Origin of the sequence: Megasphaera sp. SC8-1, from assembly GCF_024436295.1 — a bacterium.
Classification (GTDB): Bacteria; Bacillota; Negativicutes; order Veillonellales; family Megasphaeraceae; genus Megasphaera; species Megasphaera elsdenii.
In genome coordinates this window covers 250687-268154 of the sequence record NZ_JANFQH010000006.1, presented here as the reverse complement: position 1 = coordinate 268154, position 17468 = coordinate 250687, and the positions used below count along the sequence as shown (strand labels likewise).

The following is a 17468-nucleotide window of genomic DNA, read 5'->3' as shown; positions in this document are numbered from 1 at the left end:
ACACAGGGAGGCTCACTATGAGTTACGAAGACGGGAAAAAGCTGAAGATTTTTACGGGGAATGCCAATCCGGAATTGGCTAAGGAAATTGCCGATTACCTCGGTTTGGAACTGGGCAAAGCCTTTGTTGGCAAATTCAACAACGGCGAAATCCAGGTCATGATCGACGAAAGTGTCCGCGGTAAGGACGTATTCGTTATCCAGCCGACATGCCAGCCGGCCAACGATACCCTCATGGAACTGCTCATCATGGCAGATGCCCTCAAACGCGCTTCGGCTAAACACATTACCGCCGTTGTTCCGTATTATGGTTATGCACGTCAGGACCGCAAGACCCGCGGCCGTGAACCGATTACATCCAAACTGGTTGCTGATTTGATGACGACCTCCGGCATCACCCGCGTCGTTACCATGGACTTGCATGCCGGCCAGATCCAGGGTTTCTTCGACATTCCTGTCGATCACCTCGGCTCGGCTTCCATCATTGCCAAATACATCAATCAGAAGAAAGAAGAAACGGATATGGGCGACATCGTCGTCGTATCTCCTGACCTCGGTGGCGTAACGCGTGCCCGCGATCTGGCTGACCGCGTCAATGCACCGATCGCCATCATTGAAAAACGCCGTCCCCGTCCGGGCGTTGCTGAAGTCATGAACATCATTGGCGACATCAAAGGCAAGACCTGCATCCTCGTCGACGACATCGTCGATACGGCTGGTTCCTTGTGCGGTGGCGCCAAAGCCCTGAAAGAAATGGGCGCTTCCCGTGTCTTTGCTGCCTGCGCTCATGCCGTCCTCACCGATCCGGCTGTCGAACGCATCCAGAAATCGGTCATTTCCGAACTGATCATCACCAACACCATCCCCTTGCCGCCGGAAAAACAGATCGACAAGATCAAAGTCCTTTCGGTTGCACCGCTCCTCGGTGAAGCTATCATGCGCATCTTCCACGACGTTTCCGTAAGCCGTCTCTTCGACAAATAAGGAAATCCATCGTGCATATGATCGTTGGCCTGGGCAATCCGGGCCGTCAATATGAAGAATCGAAACACAACACGGGTTTCCGTGTCGTCGATGAATTAGCCAAGCGCTGGAATGTGACTTTGTGGCAGGATAAGATGGACGCCCTCGTAGCCCAGACTACCGTGAACAGTGAAAAAATCATCCTGGTCAAGCCGCAGACTTACATGAATGAAAGCGGCCGCGCCGTCGGCCCGCTCATGCGCTGGTATAAGATCGACCAGCCTGACGTCTACGTCGCGTATGACGATATGGACCTGGCCGTCGGCCGCCTGCGGATCCGCAAGAACGGCAGCGATGGCGGACATAACGGCATCAAGAGCCTTTTCGCCAACGGCTGTACGGACTTTACCCGCTTCCGCGTCGGCATTGGCCGGCCCTTGCCGCACCATGACGTCGTCGACCATGTCCTGACTCCTTTCCCGGAAGAACTCCGCGAAGCCTACCAGCAGGGCATCGAAGACGCGGCCACAGCCATCGAAGGCTGCCTGAGCCTCGGCGTCGACAAAGGCATGAATCGCTATAACCCAAAGAAGAAGAAATAAGAAAAGGGCTTGTCGCATGTGCGACAAGCCCTTTTAAGTGGTTAGCAGCTAGTGGTTAGTGGTTAGCAAATGGTTTTAAATTTAAAGGCCTTTATCCGTAGGGGCCGTCCCAGAGGGCGGCCCGCCTGATTCCTTAAAAGGAGGTCCTATGATCCAGCAAGTCTATTCTCATCCCGATATTTACCGTATCCGCGTCGATCTGCCCGACAACCTCTTGCAATATCTCAATGCTTATGTCATCAAAGGGCCGTCTGGCAATCTGGTCATCGACACGGGTTTCAACCGCCCTGAATGTAAACGGGCCTTGGGTCAGGGTTTACAAGAATTGGGTATCTGTTTACAATCCGATACGGCCCTGTTCATCACCCATCTCCACGCCGACCACAGCGGCCTTGTCGGCCTTTTTGCCGCTGCCGGCTGCCCTGTTTACATGCATCCCGTCGATTACCAGTATCTCGTCGATTCCGAGGACGGCTCGACATGGAAGGCGGCTGAAGACAATTTCATGCGCGAAGGCATGCCACCGGAAGAAATCAGGACCCAGTTTTCCAACCAGGCCCGGACCTTTTCGCCGGACCCTCATTTCCCGGTGACGACCGTCCAGGACGGAGACCACCTTCATCTGGCCGGCTGCGATTTACAGGTCATTCACGCGCCGGGCCATACGCCGGGGCTGTGCTGCCTGTACCTGGCGAAAGAGCAGGTTTTCTTTACGAGTGACCACATCCTCTTCGACATTACGCCGAACATCCAGGTCTGGTATCACATGAAACACGCATTGCAGCGTTATCTCGAAAGTTTACAGAAGGTCCGCGACCTGCCCGTCCGACTGGCCCTGCCGGGGCATCGCGAAGGCGATACGTCTATTGTCGGCCGTATTGATGAAATCATGGCCCATCACGACCGCCGCCTGGCCGAAATATGCCATCTGGTAAAGTGCTATCCGCACAGCACGGCTTACGAAATCGCCCCGCATATGACCTGGTCCATGCGCGGCAAGAAGTGGAAGGATTTCCCGCCGACGCAGAAGTGGTTCGCCCTGGGCGAAACGCTGGCCCATATCGAATACCTCGTCGATCACGGTACCTTGCGCTGCTGTGAAGAACAGGGCTGCCGCCGCTATAATTTGATTTAACGAGAAAGGAACTATAAATCCTCTCGGGAGGTTTGTCATGAAATTCAGTCTGCCTAGGTTGCGTAACTGTATAATCGTCTTTATGGCCCTGACTTATCTGGCGGGAGCAGATGCCGTACAGGGCGCGGACTGGCAGTCTGCCGGCCGGTCCCTGGCGGCGACACAGGCCGGGACGGCGACGTTTTATCAGATGGCGTCGGATCTTCTCTGGCGCCGGTCTGATGACAACCGTTTTACGGCCTACAAGGACCTGCTGGAACCATCTGATGACACGGGCTGGTGGGTCAAGACCGATTACCGCAGCTATACCTTCCCGGATTATGGCAGCCTGTCTTACAGCCAGGACTATAGTGCGACCCTCATCGGCTACGAATCGCCGCACAACATGGCCCGCTGGGGCGGGACCCTCCACCAGGGGGCTTTTTATACGATGAGCACGTCCAATGTCTATACCGACGGGAAAAACGGCAGCCAGCCCTATGGCAGCGGGTCGGACTCGATGAAAGAATATGGCGGCGGCTTTGCCGTGGAATGGGGCGATAAACGCGACCGCCATGGCGATGCCGTCATCCGCCTGTCGCAGCTGCAGCATACCGTGTCCTACAGCGATACTGACGGGAACAGCGACTTGGTCAACTATCGGACCTGGCTGTTAGGCGCGGGCATCCGTTATTATGAAACACGGCTCCTGCCCAAGCAGTTCTTCTGGGAACCCCAGGCCGGCCTGTCCCTGGGCTATGTCTTTCCTTATACGATCAGCGGCGATGCCGTGACTTACCGATCCGGGAATAAGCCCTATGTAAGCGGCCGCCTGGGCATCATGGCCGGGAAAGCCTATTCGGTCAACGGCCATGCCGGCCTGCTCTACGGTCGCTTCGGCGTCCAGCGGGCTCTGGACGGCACGACGACAGGGACCCTGGACCAGGGAAATACAGCATCTATTTTTGGCGATGTCGGGTCCAAGACGTATACCTGGTACGATATGACTTTCGGCTCTTCTTTGTCGCTGGGACAGGGAAATTCTGTCTGGGGCGAATTGACGCGGCGGTCCGGCTCCAATATGACGCCGACATGGAGCGTCAACGGCGGCCTGGTCCTCAAGTGGGGCGGTGCCAGCCGGACGACGAGGGAACGGATGAAAGCCCTGAAAAAAGACCCACACAGCCTCGATTTGGATATTAAGAAAAAATAATAAAAAATAATCGTTCTCCGTTATTGACAAGTGTACCAATTTAGTCTATAATAAGCACATAAAGAAAAAATAATTATTAATTAAGAAATAACTTCTCATATATAGATTGTACCTTAGTCAGGGGCCAGGCCCCAAAGGAGGAACCCATATGAAACACGTAGAATTTTACCGTAACGATAAAGATGGCAGCGTTTTAGTATCTGTAGGCACGCAAGTACCGGAAAAACTCATCTATGCCGGCCAGGAATTGACTCATCTCGTCGCCGACACTGTCGACGCAGCTAAAGAAAAACACGTACCGGCTATCCAGAAAATCGATGGCCACTTGGAAGTCCATGTCGGTTCGGTGACACACCCGATGGAAGAAAAGCATTACATCGAATGGATTGCCCTCGTCGATGACAACGGCGTCGACATCCGCTACCTGAAACCCGGTGAAGAACCGAAGGCTGAATTTGAAACGGGCGATGCCGGTGAAGTCTATGCATATTGCAATCTCCACGGCCTGTGGAAAGAATCATTCGCCGTCAAAGAAGCTCCGTCCCTCGATGGCGCCACTTGCTCGCCCGAATTCGGCGGCTGCGTTATCCACGAATTATAAACAATAAGGAGGTTATATTATGAACGTATACGATTTCACGGTCAAAGACATCCAGGGACACGATGTATCCCTGAGCCAATATAAAGATAAGGTCCTGCTCATCGTCAACACGGCCAGCAAATGTGGCTTCACGCCGCAGTACGACGGTCTGGAAGCCTTATATCAGAAATATAAGGATAAAGGCCTGGTCATCCTCGGCTTCCCGTGCAACCAGTTCCTGGAACAGGATCCGGAAGACAACCAGCACATCGAACAGTTCTGCCGCCTCAACCACGGCGTCACCTTCCCGCTCTTCGCCAAGATCGACGTCCGCGGTGACCAGGCAGCACCTCTGTACCAATACCTTACAGAAGCCGCACCCTTCAAAGGCTACGAAACGGATAAAGAAAGCGGCCAGCTCATCCAGAAGGTCGTTTCCGAACACTATCCGGACAATGCCCAGGGCAACGGCATCAAATGGAATTTCACCAAATTCCTCATCAACCGGGACGGCAGCCAGGTCCAGCGCTTTGAACCCAGCACGACACCGGAAGAATTAGACCCGATCCTCGAAAAACTACTCCTCTCCTAATAAGAAAAAGGCTTGCTGCATAGCGGCGAGCCTTTTTCTTATGACAAACGTTATAAAAATGGGGTATAATAAAATCGAAGCGTTATTTGTAAAAAAAGGAGTGTTTTCCAATGAACAAGAAAGCTGAAAACTTTAAAAAATATCTCGACGAAAAAGAAATCAAAGCCTTTACGGTCGACGAAATCAAAGATGACCAGTTCCAGACGGTCGTCTTCCGGTCGGCTGCTGACATCAACGGCAACCGCCTGCCCCTCATCGTCATCCTCGATACCAGCATTTACGGCATGATCCGCGTCCTGGTAGCACCGAAGGTCCTGCACGATGACAATGAAGCGGCTGTCCTCAAGCTGCTCAACACGTACAATAAGCAGTACAAATCCTTTAAATACTACATCGACGATGAAGGCAACCTCATCCTCGACACGTGCGTCCTCCTCAAAGACGATGAAGTCGATGGTGATTTGATTTACGCCATGTTCGACGTCATCATCCGCCACCTCGGCGAATCGTACAAAGAGCTCATGAAATCCATCTGGGCGTAAGGGCTCGATGTTTGAAGCGACGATTTTTAAATTTAAAAACGGATTACATCAAACATCAAACTTTTAACTTCAAACTTAAAAAGGCGTTGTCTCTTGCAGACAGCGCCTTTTTTTATGACTCTTTTTCATGAATATTCACGCTTTTAGACAAAATCGGCATAAGATGAACGTTTTACTAGAAAGGCCTTGCATAAATTTTTTCGAAATAGTACAATGAAGATAACAAATAGTCATCTAGAAAATACCTTAGTCACATAGTGAAAAATGATGATTTTATCTGCGCAATCTATCAGATGACTCCTAAGTGTACACGGATTCTTTCATTTATCAGGTTTTACAGAAAGGGGAACAAGTACTATGGCAAAGAAAATTTTCAAGACAATGGACGGCAACGAAGCTGCGGCTTATATTGCCTACGCCTTTACCGAACTGGCTTCCATCTTCCCGATAACGCCGTCGTCGCCGATGGCGGAACACGTCGATGAATGGGCCGCCCATGGCCGTAAGAACTTATTCGGTACGACTGTCCAGGTTCAGGAAATGCAGTCTGAAAAAGGGGCTGCCGGTGCCATGCACGGTGCTTTGAACACTGGCGCCTTGACGACGACCTTTACATCTTCCCAGGGCATGATGATCATGCTCAGCAACATGTTCAAGATTTCCAGTGAACTCCTGCCCGGCGTCTTCCATGTCGCCTCCCGTACGGTCGCTACCAACGGCTATACGATTTTTGCCGGTCATGACGATGCCATGGCTATGCGCGGCACGGGCATCAGCATGATGTGTGAATCGAGTGTCCAGGAAATTATGGACTTGGCAGCTGTCGTCCATGCAACGGCTATTTCCTGTCGTATCCCGATCATCAACTTCTTCGATGGCTTCCGCACATCCCACGAAATCCAGAAAATCGAAGTCCTGCCGTATGAAAAACTCCGTCCTCTCCTCGATATGGACGCCGTCCGGGCCTTCCGCAAACGCGGCATGAACCCGGATAATCCGGAAGCCATTTCTTTCTGCGAACCAGCTGAAACGTTTATGCAGCACCGCGAAGCCCTCAATAAATTCTATGACCGCGTCCCCGATGTCGCCGAAGGCTACATGCAGAAAATCAGCGAAATCACGGGCCGTGAATACCATCTGTTCAATTATACCGGCGCACCGGATGCCGAATTTGTCCTCGTTTCCATGGGTTCTGGTTCCCAGACCATCGAAGAAACGGTCAAGATGCTCGTCGCCAAAGGCGAAAAGGTCGGCTGCATCAACGTCCACATGTTCCGTCCGTGGTCGGAAAAACATTTCCTGGCTGCTCTGCCGAATACGGTCAAGAAAATCGCCGTCCTGGACCGCACGAAAGAAACCGGTGCCAACGGCGAACCGCTCTATCACAGCGTAGCCGCTACTTTTGCCGTAGCTGACAATGCACCGAAGGTCTACCACGGCCGTTATGGTATCGCATCGAAAGAATTCTTGCCGGGCGACGTCGTCGCTGCCTTTGAAAACCTCAAGGCCTTTGAACCGAAGAACGACTTCACCTTGAGCATCGTCGATGATGTTACCTATAAATCCCTGCCGCGCGTCAAAGGCATCACGACAGGCGGCAAAGGCCTGAAAGCCTGCAAGTTCTGGGGCTTCGGTTCCGATGGTACGGTCGGTGCCAACAAGAGTGCCATCAAGATCATCGGCGATAACACTGACATGTATGCCCAGGCATATTTCGCTTATGACTCCAAGAAATCCGGCGGCGTCACCGTATCGCACCTGCGCTTTGGCGATACGCCGATCCAGATGCCGTACCTCATCAATAATGCCGACTTCATCGCCTGCCACCGCCAGTCCTATGTCCATGGCTTCGACCTCCTGCGGGGCATCAAAAAGGGCGGTACGTTCCTGCTCAACACGGTCTGGAAACCGGAAGAACTGGACGAAAAACTGCCGGCTAAATTAAAACGTGCCATTGCCCGCAACGACGTCCAGTTCTATATCATCGACGCCGTCGGCATTGCTCAGAAAATCGGTCTCGGCGGCCGCATCAACATGATCATGCAGTCGGCCTTCTTCAAACTGGCAGATGTCATCCCCTTGGACCTGGCTATCTCTAAATTGAAAGAATCCGTCGTCGCATCGTATGGCAAGAAAGGCCAGAACATCGTCGACATGAACAATGAAGCCATTGATCAGGGCCTGTCGGCTATCGTCAAAGTCGATGTACCGGCCGCCTGGGCTGATGCTGTCGATGAACCGGTTGATATGTCGAAACATACGAAATTCTTCCGCGAATTTTCCATCCCTGTCAATGCCCTTGAAGGCGATGACCTGCCGGTCAGCGCTTATGACGGCATCGAAGACGGCCGCTGGCCGACGGGGACCTGCGCCGAAGAAAAACGCGGCGTCGCTATGTTCGTACCGAGCTGGGATGCTGAAAAATGTATCGGCTGTAACCAGTGTTCCTTCGTCTGCCCTCATGCTGCTATCCGTCCCTTCCTGATGACGCCGGATGAAGCCGCTAAGGCTCCGAAAGGCTACCAGGATAAAGAAATCAAAGTGGCTCCGGGGTACAAATACAATATCGTCGTTTCCGTCATGGACTGCCTGGGCTGCGGCAGCTGTACCCATGTCTGCCCGAAACAGGCCTTGACCATGAAACCTTTCGACGACGAAGAATACAAAGCCGCTCTTTGGGATTATGTCATCGATTTGCCGGCGAAAGCCAACCCGATGGACAAGAATACCGTCATCGGCAGCCAGTTCGAACAGCCGCTCCTCGAATTCACCGGCGCTTGCGCAGGCTGTGCTGAAACGCCGTATTGTAAAGTCGTCACCCAGCTCTTCGGCGACCGCATGATGATTGCCAACGCTCACGGCTGCTCCAGCGTCTGGGGCGGCAGTGCACCGGACTGCGGCTATACCAAGAACGCTCAGGGCCATGGCCCGGCTTGGTCGACGTCCCTCTTTGAAGACAACGCAGAATATGGCTTCGGCATGATGCTGGCTGAAAAGACGGAACGGAAACTGCTGGAACAGTACATCGATGCCGCTATGGATGTGGCCAGCCCGGAACTGCAGGCAGCCTTTACGGAATGGAAAGAACACAAGGCTGAAAGCGAAGGGACCCGCGAACGCTCGGATAAGGTCATCGCCCTCTTGGAAGCTGAAAAAGACGGCAAACCGGCACTGGAACAGGTCTATGATATGAAACAGTTCCTGGTCAAACGCAGCCAGTGGATCTTCGGCGGCGACGGCTGGGCTTACGATATCGGTTATGGCGGCCTGGACCACGTCCTGGCTCAGGGCGAAGACGTCAACGTCCTGGTCTTCGATACGGAAGTCTACTCCAATACGGGCGGCCAGGCATCTAAAGCTACGCCGACGGCCGCTGTGGCTCAGTTCGCTGCGTCCGGCAAGAAGACGCGTAAGAAAGACTTGGGCATGATGGAAGCCCAGTACGGTTATATCTACGTCGCTCAAGTCGCTATGGGTGCCGACAAGAACCAGTTCATGAAGGCCCTCAAAGAAGCAGAAGCCTATAACGGCCCGTCCCTGATCATCGGCTATGCACCGTGCATCAACCACGGCCTGAAAGTCGGCCAGGGTCAGAGCCAGCTCGAAGAAAAACGGGCGGTCGAAGCCGGTTACTGGCATCTGTGGCGCTATAATCCGGAATTGAAGAAACAGGGCAAGAACCCCTTCATCCTTGATTCCAAGCCGCCGACAGCTAACTTCCGCGACTTCCTCATGGGCGAAACACGCTTCTCGTCCTTGCAGCGCACCTTCCCGGATACGGCAGAAGCTCTCTTCGAAAAGACCGAAGAAGATGCCAAAGACCGTTACGAAGGCTATGTCCGCCTGACAAAAGCATATGATGAAAAATAAATAGTTCGTTGTAAATGAAAAAAGGCGCTGTCGCATCGCGACAGCGCCTTTTTGTTTGCAAGGAATTAAGCGGGCCGCCCTTTGGGACGGCCCCTACGGATTACGAGCCACGAGCCACAAGCCACGAGCCACGAGCCACAAGCCACGAGTCACGAATCACGAACCACGAACCACGAACCACTATTCCTTATTCTCCCGTCCTCTCAACAAGTCCGTCAGGATGGTGATGTAGTGGGAAGCTTCTTCGGACAGGGGTTCTCCTGCCATCTTGATCCAGCCTACAGTCATCGTGTCCAGGGGATTTTCGATGGGGATGACTGCGAGGTGGCGGCCGATGATGGATGGGGCTGCGTGACCCGTCCCGATGGTGTAGGCGTCGGTGGCCCGGATGATGCTGAACAGCGTCGACCGATCGGTGACGTAGATGCACTGGCGGCTGGCCCGGTTGGGCAGGAGCAGTTCTTCGGAAAACTGCGATTTGTCGTGACCTTGTTCGAAGCGGACGCAAGGATAGCTGCTGAATTGGCCGGGAACGACGTGAGAAAATTCTGCCAGGGGATGGCCGCTGCGGACATAGAGACAGGGCGTGAAGGCGCAGAGAGGCGTAAATTCCAGCTTATTCTTGTGGAACAAGTCCTTCAGGAAACGGGCGTTCATGTGGGATAAGAAGAGGATGCCCAGCTGGCTTTCGCGGGTGACGACGTCATGGATGACTTGCGACGTCCGGCCTTCGCGCAGGGTGAACGTGCAGGCCGCGTTCGGCGGGACGTGCTGCAGAGCATGGATGAAGGCTTCATCGGCGAAAGGATAGTGTTGGGATGAAATGGACAGGACCTGAGGCAGATCCTGTTTTTTTTCTGCCTGGAAATGGTCGTGCATGGCTTCGGCATGGGACAGGATATGGCCGGCGTAATGGAGAAATTCCAGTCCTGCTGGCGTGAAGGTGATGCCGTGGCGGTTTCGTTCGACCAGGGTCAGGGAAAACTCTTTTTCCAAATCTTTGATAGCCGTGCTCAGGCTGGGCTGGGAGATGTTCAGGGCATGGGCTGCAGCCGAAATGGAATTGTGCTTTGATAACTCCAGGATATAACGAAGTTGCTGTAAAGTCATAATGAAACACCTCGAATATCAACGGTACCTATAGAATCGTTTCTGCTTCCTTTATTGTATCAAAATAAAAAAATAGGGAAAAGTTATGACTTTTTGATACAATAAAGGAATATTTAAAATGAAAATATAGAATAGATAATGGCGAAAAAGTGAAAAGAAGCTCTCTGATGTGACATAAAAAATATAAAGAAAATCTATCTAAATTTGACTTTTTGGAAAGGACAGTTATTTATGGCTATGCTGGAAAAGTGAGAATAAGTTATTCTCAATATGATGGAAAATCGCAAAGAGATAGAAAAAAATTAAAGGAAATATCTTATTGTCATAGGAAATTCCTATGAAAGTAAATTGCACAATGAATATTTTACAGGTTACACCTTCCATGCTATACTTTAAGTATGAAATAGAACGTTTTAGTAAAAGGTGAAACGCCGGACTATACATTAAATTTTATGGTTTTAAATAAAACCCACTTATAAACCATAGCAGAAATGTATATGAAAAGAAATTGAGAAAGAGAACGGCGACAGGGGAGAAAAATGTAGTATCAGAGGGGACATCATCGCTTAGTTGTATTTGCCACAGGAGGTAATTCATATGAACTCATCAGCAGCATTGGCCCGGCAGGCGGGCATGACAGATGCACAATGGAAAGAAGCCGTCAAGTTCGACAGTACGGACTGGGGCTGGATTATTATGAGTATCGGCATGGCCATCGGCGCCGGCATCGTCTTTTTACCTGTCCAGGTCGGTTTGGTCGGCGTGTGGGTCTATTTATTCTCGGCCATCATCGCCTATCCGGCTATTTATCTCTTACAACGGTTGTTTATCAACACCCTGGCCGATTCGCCGCGGTGTGAAGATTATCCCAGCGTCATCAGCGGATATTTGGGGAAGAACTGGGGCTTCCTCCTGGGGATCCTCTACTTCCTGAGCATCCTCATCTGCGTATTCATGTATTCGACAGCCTTGACCAATGACAGCGCGTCCTTCTTATTTTCCTTCGGCGTCACCGATACGCTCCTGTCGGATAACCCCTTATATGGTCTGGCCATCATCTGTGTCATGGTCCTCATCGCTTCCCGGGGCGAACAGCTCTTGTTCCGCGTATCGACGCTCATGGTCCTGACGAAATTGTTAGTCGTCATCTGCTTGGGTGGCATCATGATCCAGCACTGGAACCTGGCCAATATCGGTGTCTTCCCGGACCTGGGCTACCTGGTCAAGAATACGATTGCCATGCTGCCGGTCACGCTGACCTCGATTCTCTTCATTCCCAGCATCAGCCCGATGGTCATTTCCTATCGCTCTCATAATAAATCGATCCACGTCGCCCGTTATAAAGCCATGCGGGCTATGAAAATCGCTTTCTCCGTCTTGTTCATCACGATTTTCTCGTATGCCATGTCCTTCAACCTGGCTCTCGGCCATGACCAGGCCGTCATCGCTTACTCCCAGAACATTTCGGCTCTGGCTATCGTCGCCAGAGGTTTCGATGGCAGCGCCGTCAAGATTTTCAGCCTTATCCTCAACATCTTCGCCGTTATGACAGCCTTCTTCAGTGTCTTCCTTGGCTTCCGTGAAGCCTGCCAGGGTATTGCCATGAATATCCTGCGCCGTTTCATCCCGGAAGAAAAAATCAGCAAGACCGTTGTCCGCCACGGTATCCTCATCTTCGCCGTAGCCGTAGCCTGGGGTGCCATCGTCCTCAATGCACCGGTCCTCAAGCTCCTGACCCTGCTGGGCCCGATTTTCGGCATCATTGCCTGCCTCATCCCGGCCTACCTGGTCTATAAGGTCAATGCCCTGCACAAGTATAAAGGCATTTCCTTAGTCCTCATCGTCTTCGCCGGTATCCTGCTCATCATCTCGCCGGTCATCGCGATGATGTAGTTTCCTAGCAGTTAGCCGCTAGGGATTAGCAGTTGGTGGCTCATGGTTCGTAACGCCATGTGAGCCACTAACCCCTGACCACTAGCCACTAAAAAGCTTGTCGTGTACGCGACAAGCTTTTTTTATTAGTAAAACGATTGTCTTTAAATAGTGGACAAAAATGGCCTTGACAGGTTACATAATGCGGTGTATCATACAACCATCAACCGAACATCGTCCATGAAACCATTGAGGCGGAAGTAAAAACGATGACGTGCACGTACAGAGAGCCGGGATGCTGAGAGCCGGCCGACGCAGCTCGTTAAATGGACCGCTGAGGGCGCAGTCAAAAGCTGGAAGGCCGAGTATTCTGCGACGTGTTGGCATACGTCAGTTGCCGGGAATATGTTGGTATTCCGTCGAGAGTAGGGTTCAACCCCTAAAACAAGGTGGCACCGCGGAACTTAATCCGTCCTTGACAAGTAACATTGTCGTGGACGGATTCTTTTTTTAGGAGGTTCATATGGAAACGCTCAGTCTGGAACAGGTAAAAGCATATCAAGGTGAATACAAGGTCGTGCCCATCTGCCGCAGCATGTATGCCGACGTCCGCACGCCTATCGAAGTATTGCGCATCGTCAAGAACATCAGCTCTCACTGCTATTTGCTGGAAAGCATGGAAGATTCCCAGCGCTGGGGCCGCTATACCTTTATCGGCTATGATCCGCAGATGGGTCTGTACTGCAAGGACGGTACGGTCCACATCAAGACCGGCGCTGAAGTCCAGATCCATACGGACCATCCGGAACAGCTTATTTCCCAGATACTGGCCGACAATAAGGCGCCGCGCCTTTCGAACCTGCCTCCCTTTACAGGCGGACTGGTCGGGTATTTTGCCTACGATTTCATCAAATACGCCGAACCGTCGCTGAAACTCAATGCCGTCGATGACGATGGCTTCAACGATTTCGACCTCATGCTCTTCGATAAGGTCATCGTCTTCGATAACCTGAAACAGCAGATTTACCTTATCGTCAACGTCCGCCTCGACTCGGCCGAAGAAAATTATAACCGGGCTCTCCTGGAAATGGAACGCATGGAAAGCCTTATCCGGGAAGGCAAGAAAGCCCCGGACATCCCATTGCAGCTCAAGAGTGATTTCAAGCCTTTGTTCAATAAAGAAGAATATTGCCAGATGGTCGAAAAGGGCAAGACCTACATCCGCGAAGGCGATATTTTCCAGGTCGTCCTGGCCAACCGCCTGAGCGCTGAAGCCGAGGGGAGCCTCCTCGATACGTACCGCGTCCTGCGGACCCTCAATCCATCGCCGTATATGTTCTTCTTCTCCGGCGATGATATCGAGCTCGCCGGCTCTTCACCGGAAACGCTGACCCGCCTGGAAAACGGCGACCTGTTCACATTCCCCCTGGCGGGATCGCGGCCGCGGGGCAAGACGCCGGAAGAAGACCAGGCCTTGGAAGATGAACTCCTGCACAATACGAAGGAACTGGCCGAACACAACATGCTCGTCGACTTGGGCCGCAACGATTTGGGCCGCATCAGTGAATTTGGCAGCGTTCACGTCGAACGCTATCTCGACGTCCTGCGTTTCTCTCATATCATGCATATCGGTTCGACTGTTCACAGCACGATCCGCAAGGATAAGACGGCTATCGACGCCATTGCATCGGTCCTGCCGGCCGGCACCCTGTCAGGGGCACCGAAAATCCGGGCCTGCGAAATCATCGACGAACTGGAAGGCCATAAACGCGGCGTCTATGGCGGCGCCATCGGATACATCGACTTTACGGGCAATATGGACTGCTGCATCGGCATCCGCCTGGCCTATAAGAAAGGAAATCACGTCTACGCCTGCTCCGGCGCGGGCATCGTCGCCGACAGTATCCCCGAACAGGAACATCAGGAATGTCTGAACAAGGCCAAAGCTGTCGTCATTGCATTGCAGCAGGCTAATGGAGGGATCGACAAATGATAGTGCTCATTGATAATTACGATAGTTTTTCTTATAATCTCTACCAGCTCCTCGGTCAGTTCGACCCGGATATCACGGTCATCCGCAACGATGAAAAGACCGTCGAAGACATCGAAGCCATGCGTCCGGATCACCTCATCATTTCTCCCGGACCGGGCCGTCCGGCCGATGCCGGTATCTGCGAACAGGCCATCAGCTACTTCGCCGGCAAGGTCCCCATCCTGGGCGTCTGCTTAGGTCATCAGGCCATCTGCGAAGTCTACGGCGGTACCATTACCTATGCCAAGCAGCTCATGCACGGCAAACAATCCGTCGCCACGCTGAAGACGGACAGCCCCTTGTTCAAGGGACTGCCGGAACAGGTCGACGTCGGCCGCTATCATTCCCTGGCCCTCGACCCGGATACCTTGCCGGATGAACTGGAAGTCCTGGCCCATACGGAAGATGGTGAAATCATGGCCGTCGGCCATAAGCAGTATCCCGTCTACGGCCTGCAGTTCCATCCCGAATCGATTTTGACGCCTCAAGGGCCGATGATGGTAGAAAATTTCCTTGCATTATAAGTGATATAGATGAGTCTAACAGGGGAGGTACTTACAATGATTAAAGAAGCGATTATCAAGATTGTAAATAAAGGTGATTTGACCTATGACGAAGCCCATCAGGTCATGATGGAAATCATGAAGGGCGAAACGACGCCGACGCAAAATGCGGCGTTCCTGGCAGCCCTTTCGACGAAGAGCACCAAAGCTGAAACGATCGATGAAATTTCCGGCTGTGCCGAAGCCATGCGCTCCCTGGCTACACCCGTTCCCCATCCGGGTATGGATGTCCTGGAAATCGTCGGCACCGGCGGCGACGGCGCTCATTCCTTCAACATTTCCACGACGTCGGCCATGGTCCTGGCCGCAGGCGGTGTCAAAGTCGCCAAGCACGGCAACCGGGCTGCGTCGTCCCTGTGCGGCACGGCAGACTGCCTGGAAGCGCTGGGCATCAATATCCAGCAGGATCCGCAGCTGGCCCTGAAGATGCTCGAAGAAACGAATTTCTGCTTCCTCTTCGCTCAGAAATACCACGCCGCCATGAAGTACGTCGGCCCCATCCGCAAGGAACTGGGATTCCGGACGGTCTTCAACATCCTCGGGCCCTTGACCAATCCGGCCAAGCCGGAAATGTTCCTCCTCGGCGTCTATGACGGCTATCTCGTCGAACCGCTGGCCAAGGTCCTGGCTTCCCTCGGCGTCAAACGGGGCCTCGTCGCTTACGGCCAGGAAAAACTCGACGAAATTTCGCCGAACGGGCCGACGACGATTTGTGAACTCCGCGACGGTTATTACCGGACGTCCGTCATCAAGCCGGAAGACTTCGGCCTGACGCCGGGTAAAAAAGAAGACCTCGTCGGCGGTACGCCCGAAGTCAATGCCCAGATTACGCGCGACGTCCTGTCCGGGAAAATCCAGGGGACGAAACGCAATGCCGTCCTCATGAACAGCGGTGCCGCCCTGTTCGTCGCCGGCAAAGCCGATTCCATCGCCGACGGCATCCAGCTCGCCGCCAGCCTCATCGACAGAGGTAAGGCGACGGCAGCCCTGGAAAAATGCATTGCCGTCAGCAACGAGTAAGAAGGTGCCCTATGATATTAGATGATCTTACGGCGGCCGTCGCCAAGCGGCTGGTTACGGATAAACAGCAGGTACCCCTGGAAGTCATGAAGGCGCGGGCCCTGGCGGCACCGAAAAAGGAAGGCTTCCCTTTTGAAAAGAATTTGGGAAAACCGGGGCTGTCCTTCATCTGCGAAGTCAAGAAGGCTTCGCCGTCGAAGGGCCTCATCGCTCCCGACTTTCCCTATGTAGCCATTGCCAAAGAATATGAACAGGCCGGCGCTGCGGCCATTTCCGTCCTGACGGAACGGGATTATTTCCTCGGCAGCCCGCAGTACTTGCAGGAAATTGCCGCAGCCGTCACGACACCGGTCCTGCGCAAGGATTTCGTCATCGACGAATACCAGATCTACGAAGCCCGCGCCCTGGGCGCGTCGGCAGTGCTCCTCATCTGTGCTATCCTCGATGATGAAAGGTTGCGGCATTTCTTCCAGCTGGCTGACTCCCTGGGATTATCGGCCCTGGTCGAAGCCCACGATGAAGACGAAGTGCGCCGGGCCATCGCCAGCGGCGCCCGCGTCATCGGCGTCAATAACCGCAACCTCAAGGACTTCACGGTCTCCCTCGATACGAGCTGCCGCCTGCGGCCGCTGGTGCCGAAGGATATTCTCTTCGTTGCCGAAAGCGGCATCAAGACGGCCGACCACACAAAGGTCCTGCGCGACCACGGCGTCGATGCCGTCCTCATCGGCGAGACCTTTATGAGAAGCCCTGATAAGAAAGCCATGCTCGATGAGCTGGCCGGAGGCTCTCGTGGTTAAGGTCAAGTTCTGCGGCCTCAAGCGCCCTTGTGATATCGCCTGGGCTAATGAACTCCGTCCCGATTACGCCGGCTTCGTCTTTGCCGGCAAGAAGCGCCGCGTCAGCGATGACCAGGCGGCGGCCTTGCGCAAAGACCTGGACCCGGGCATCCCTGCCGTCGGCGTCTTCGTCGACGACAGCCTGGAACATATGGGAAAGCTGGTCGCAGCGGGTACGATCCAAATCGTCCAGCTCCATGGGCAGGAGGACGACACTATGATTGATGCCGTCCGGCAATCGCTGCAAGTCCCGGTCATCAAGGCTTTTTCCATTGCCAGCCAGGATGATGTCCGCAAGGCAGAGCAAAGCCGGGCCGACTACATCCTGCTCGACCACGGTGCCGGCGGGACCGGCGATTGCTTCGACTGGGCCCTGCTGGGCCAGTTAAACAGACCGTATTTTCTGGCCGGCGGCCTCAATCCTGACAATGCTGTCCAGGCAGCGGCGTTCCATCCCTATGCCCTCGATGTGAGCAGTGGCATTGAGACAGACGGCGTGAAAGATAAAGAAAAGATGAAATTATTCATGGCACGTGTACGTGCTTACAGGAGGTAAC

Annotated in this window: 15 protein-coding genes; 14 read left to right on the top strand and 1 reads right to left on the bottom strand. The window is 53.2% G+C overall.

The annotated features are described in order from the left end of the window. Nucleotides 1–17 precede the first annotated feature (17 nt). The 8 genes from NOS26_RS02665 (at nt 18) to nifJ (ending at nt 9475) form a co-directional block, all read left to right on the top strand. On the top strand, nt 18–983 hold the full coding sequence (locus tag NOS26_RS02665; RefSeq protein ID WP_014015235.1) for a ribose-phosphate pyrophosphokinase: 966 nt from the start codon (nt 18–20) through the stop codon (nt 981–983). A gap of 17 nt (nt 984–1000) precedes the next feature. Then, on the top strand, nt 1001–1564 hold the full coding sequence (gene pth / locus NOS26_RS02660; RefSeq protein ID WP_095340558.1) for an aminoacyl-tRNA hydrolase: 564 nt from the start codon (nt 1001–1003) through the stop codon (nt 1562–1564). A 148-nt stretch (nt 1565–1712) separates the two neighbouring features. Continuing rightward, nucleotides 1713–2699 carry an MBL fold metallo-hydrolase gene (locus NOS26_RS02655; RefSeq protein WP_074786908.1) on the top strand — a complete coding sequence of 329 codons (987 nt, stop codon included), beginning with the start codon at nt 1713–1715 and terminating at the stop codon, nt 2697–2699. Between the two features lie 37 nt (nt 2700–2736). Next, the gene (locus tag NOS26_RS02650; protein ID WP_074786906.1) at nt 2737–3891 is read left to right on the top strand and encodes an autotransporter outer membrane beta-barrel domain-containing protein; all 1155 of its coding nucleotides are present in this window, start codon (nt 2737–2739) and stop codon (nt 3889–3891) included. A gap of 148 nt (nt 3892–4039) precedes the next feature. After that, nucleotides 4040–4492 carry a desulfoferrodoxin family protein gene (locus tag NOS26_RS02645; RefSeq protein WP_014015231.1) on the top strand — a complete coding sequence of 151 codons (453 nt, stop codon included), beginning with the start codon at nt 4040–4042 and terminating at the stop codon, nt 4490–4492. A gap of 19 nt (nt 4493–4511) precedes the next feature. Next, complete coding sequence (locus tag NOS26_RS02640; protein WP_014015230.1) at nt 4512–5063, top strand: glutathione peroxidase; 552 nt, start codon at nt 4512–4514, stop codon at nt 5061–5063. A 110-nt stretch (nt 5064–5173) separates the two neighbouring features. Further along, complete coding sequence (locus NOS26_RS02635) at nt 5174–5605, top strand: YbjN domain-containing protein (protein WP_014015229.1); 432 nt, start codon at nt 5174–5176, stop codon at nt 5603–5605. A gap of 357 nt (nt 5606–5962) precedes the next feature. Beyond that, on the top strand, nt 5963–9475 hold the full coding sequence (nifJ, locus tag NOS26_RS02630) for a pyruvate:ferredoxin (flavodoxin) oxidoreductase (RefSeq protein WP_014015228.1): 3513 nt from the start codon (nt 5963–5965) through the stop codon (nt 9473–9475). 180 nt (nt 9476–9655) lie between these two features. Here nifJ and NOS26_RS02625 read toward each other — a convergent pair whose 3' ends face one another. Next, nucleotides 9656–10585, bottom strand: coding sequence for a LysR family transcriptional regulator (locus NOS26_RS02625; protein ID WP_027894981.1), 930 nt, complete (start codon nt 10583–10585; stop codon nt 9656–9658). Nucleotides 10586–11182: 597 nt separating this feature from the next. Here NOS26_RS02625 and NOS26_RS02620 point away from each other — a divergent pair. The 6 genes from NOS26_RS02620 (at nt 11183) to NOS26_RS11705 (ending at nt 17467) form a co-directional block, all read left to right on the top strand. Beyond that, nucleotides 11183–12478 carry an amino acid permease gene (locus tag NOS26_RS02620; RefSeq protein ID WP_014015226.1) on the top strand — a complete coding sequence of 432 codons (1296 nt, stop codon included), beginning with the start codon at nt 11183–11185 and terminating at the stop codon, nt 12476–12478. 502 nt (nt 12479–12980) lie between these two features. Then, complete coding sequence (locus NOS26_RS02615) at nt 12981–14450, top strand: anthranilate synthase component I family protein (protein WP_054335920.1); 1470 nt, start codon at nt 12981–12983, stop codon at nt 14448–14450. Beyond that, nucleotides 14447–15013, top strand: coding sequence for an aminodeoxychorismate/anthranilate synthase component II (locus tag NOS26_RS02610; protein WP_027894983.1), 567 nt, complete (start codon nt 14447–14449; stop codon nt 15011–15013). The genes NOS26_RS02615 and NOS26_RS02610 overlap by 4 nt, the downstream gene beginning before the upstream one ends. Before the next feature lie 36 nt (nt 15014–15049). Continuing rightward, a complete protein-coding gene (gene trpD, locus NOS26_RS02605; RefSeq protein WP_027894984.1) occupies nt 15050–16072 on the top strand; it encodes an anthranilate phosphoribosyltransferase in 1023 nt (340 codons plus the stop codon). 11 nt (nt 16073–16083) lie between these two features. Further along, nucleotides 16084–16872 (top strand): indole-3-glycerol phosphate synthase TrpC, encoded by a 789-nt coding sequence (gene trpC, locus NOS26_RS11710; protein ID WP_014015222.1) that lies wholly within the window; start codon nt 16084–16086, stop codon nt 16870–16872. Next, nucleotides 16865–17467, top strand: a complete 603-nt coding sequence (locus NOS26_RS11705; RefSeq protein ID WP_014015221.1) for a phosphoribosylanthranilate isomerase — start codon at nt 16865–16867, stop codon at nt 17465–17467. Before trpC ends, NOS26_RS11705 begins: the two co-directional genes overlap by 8 nt. The last annotated feature ends 1 nt before the right edge of the window (nt 17468 follow it).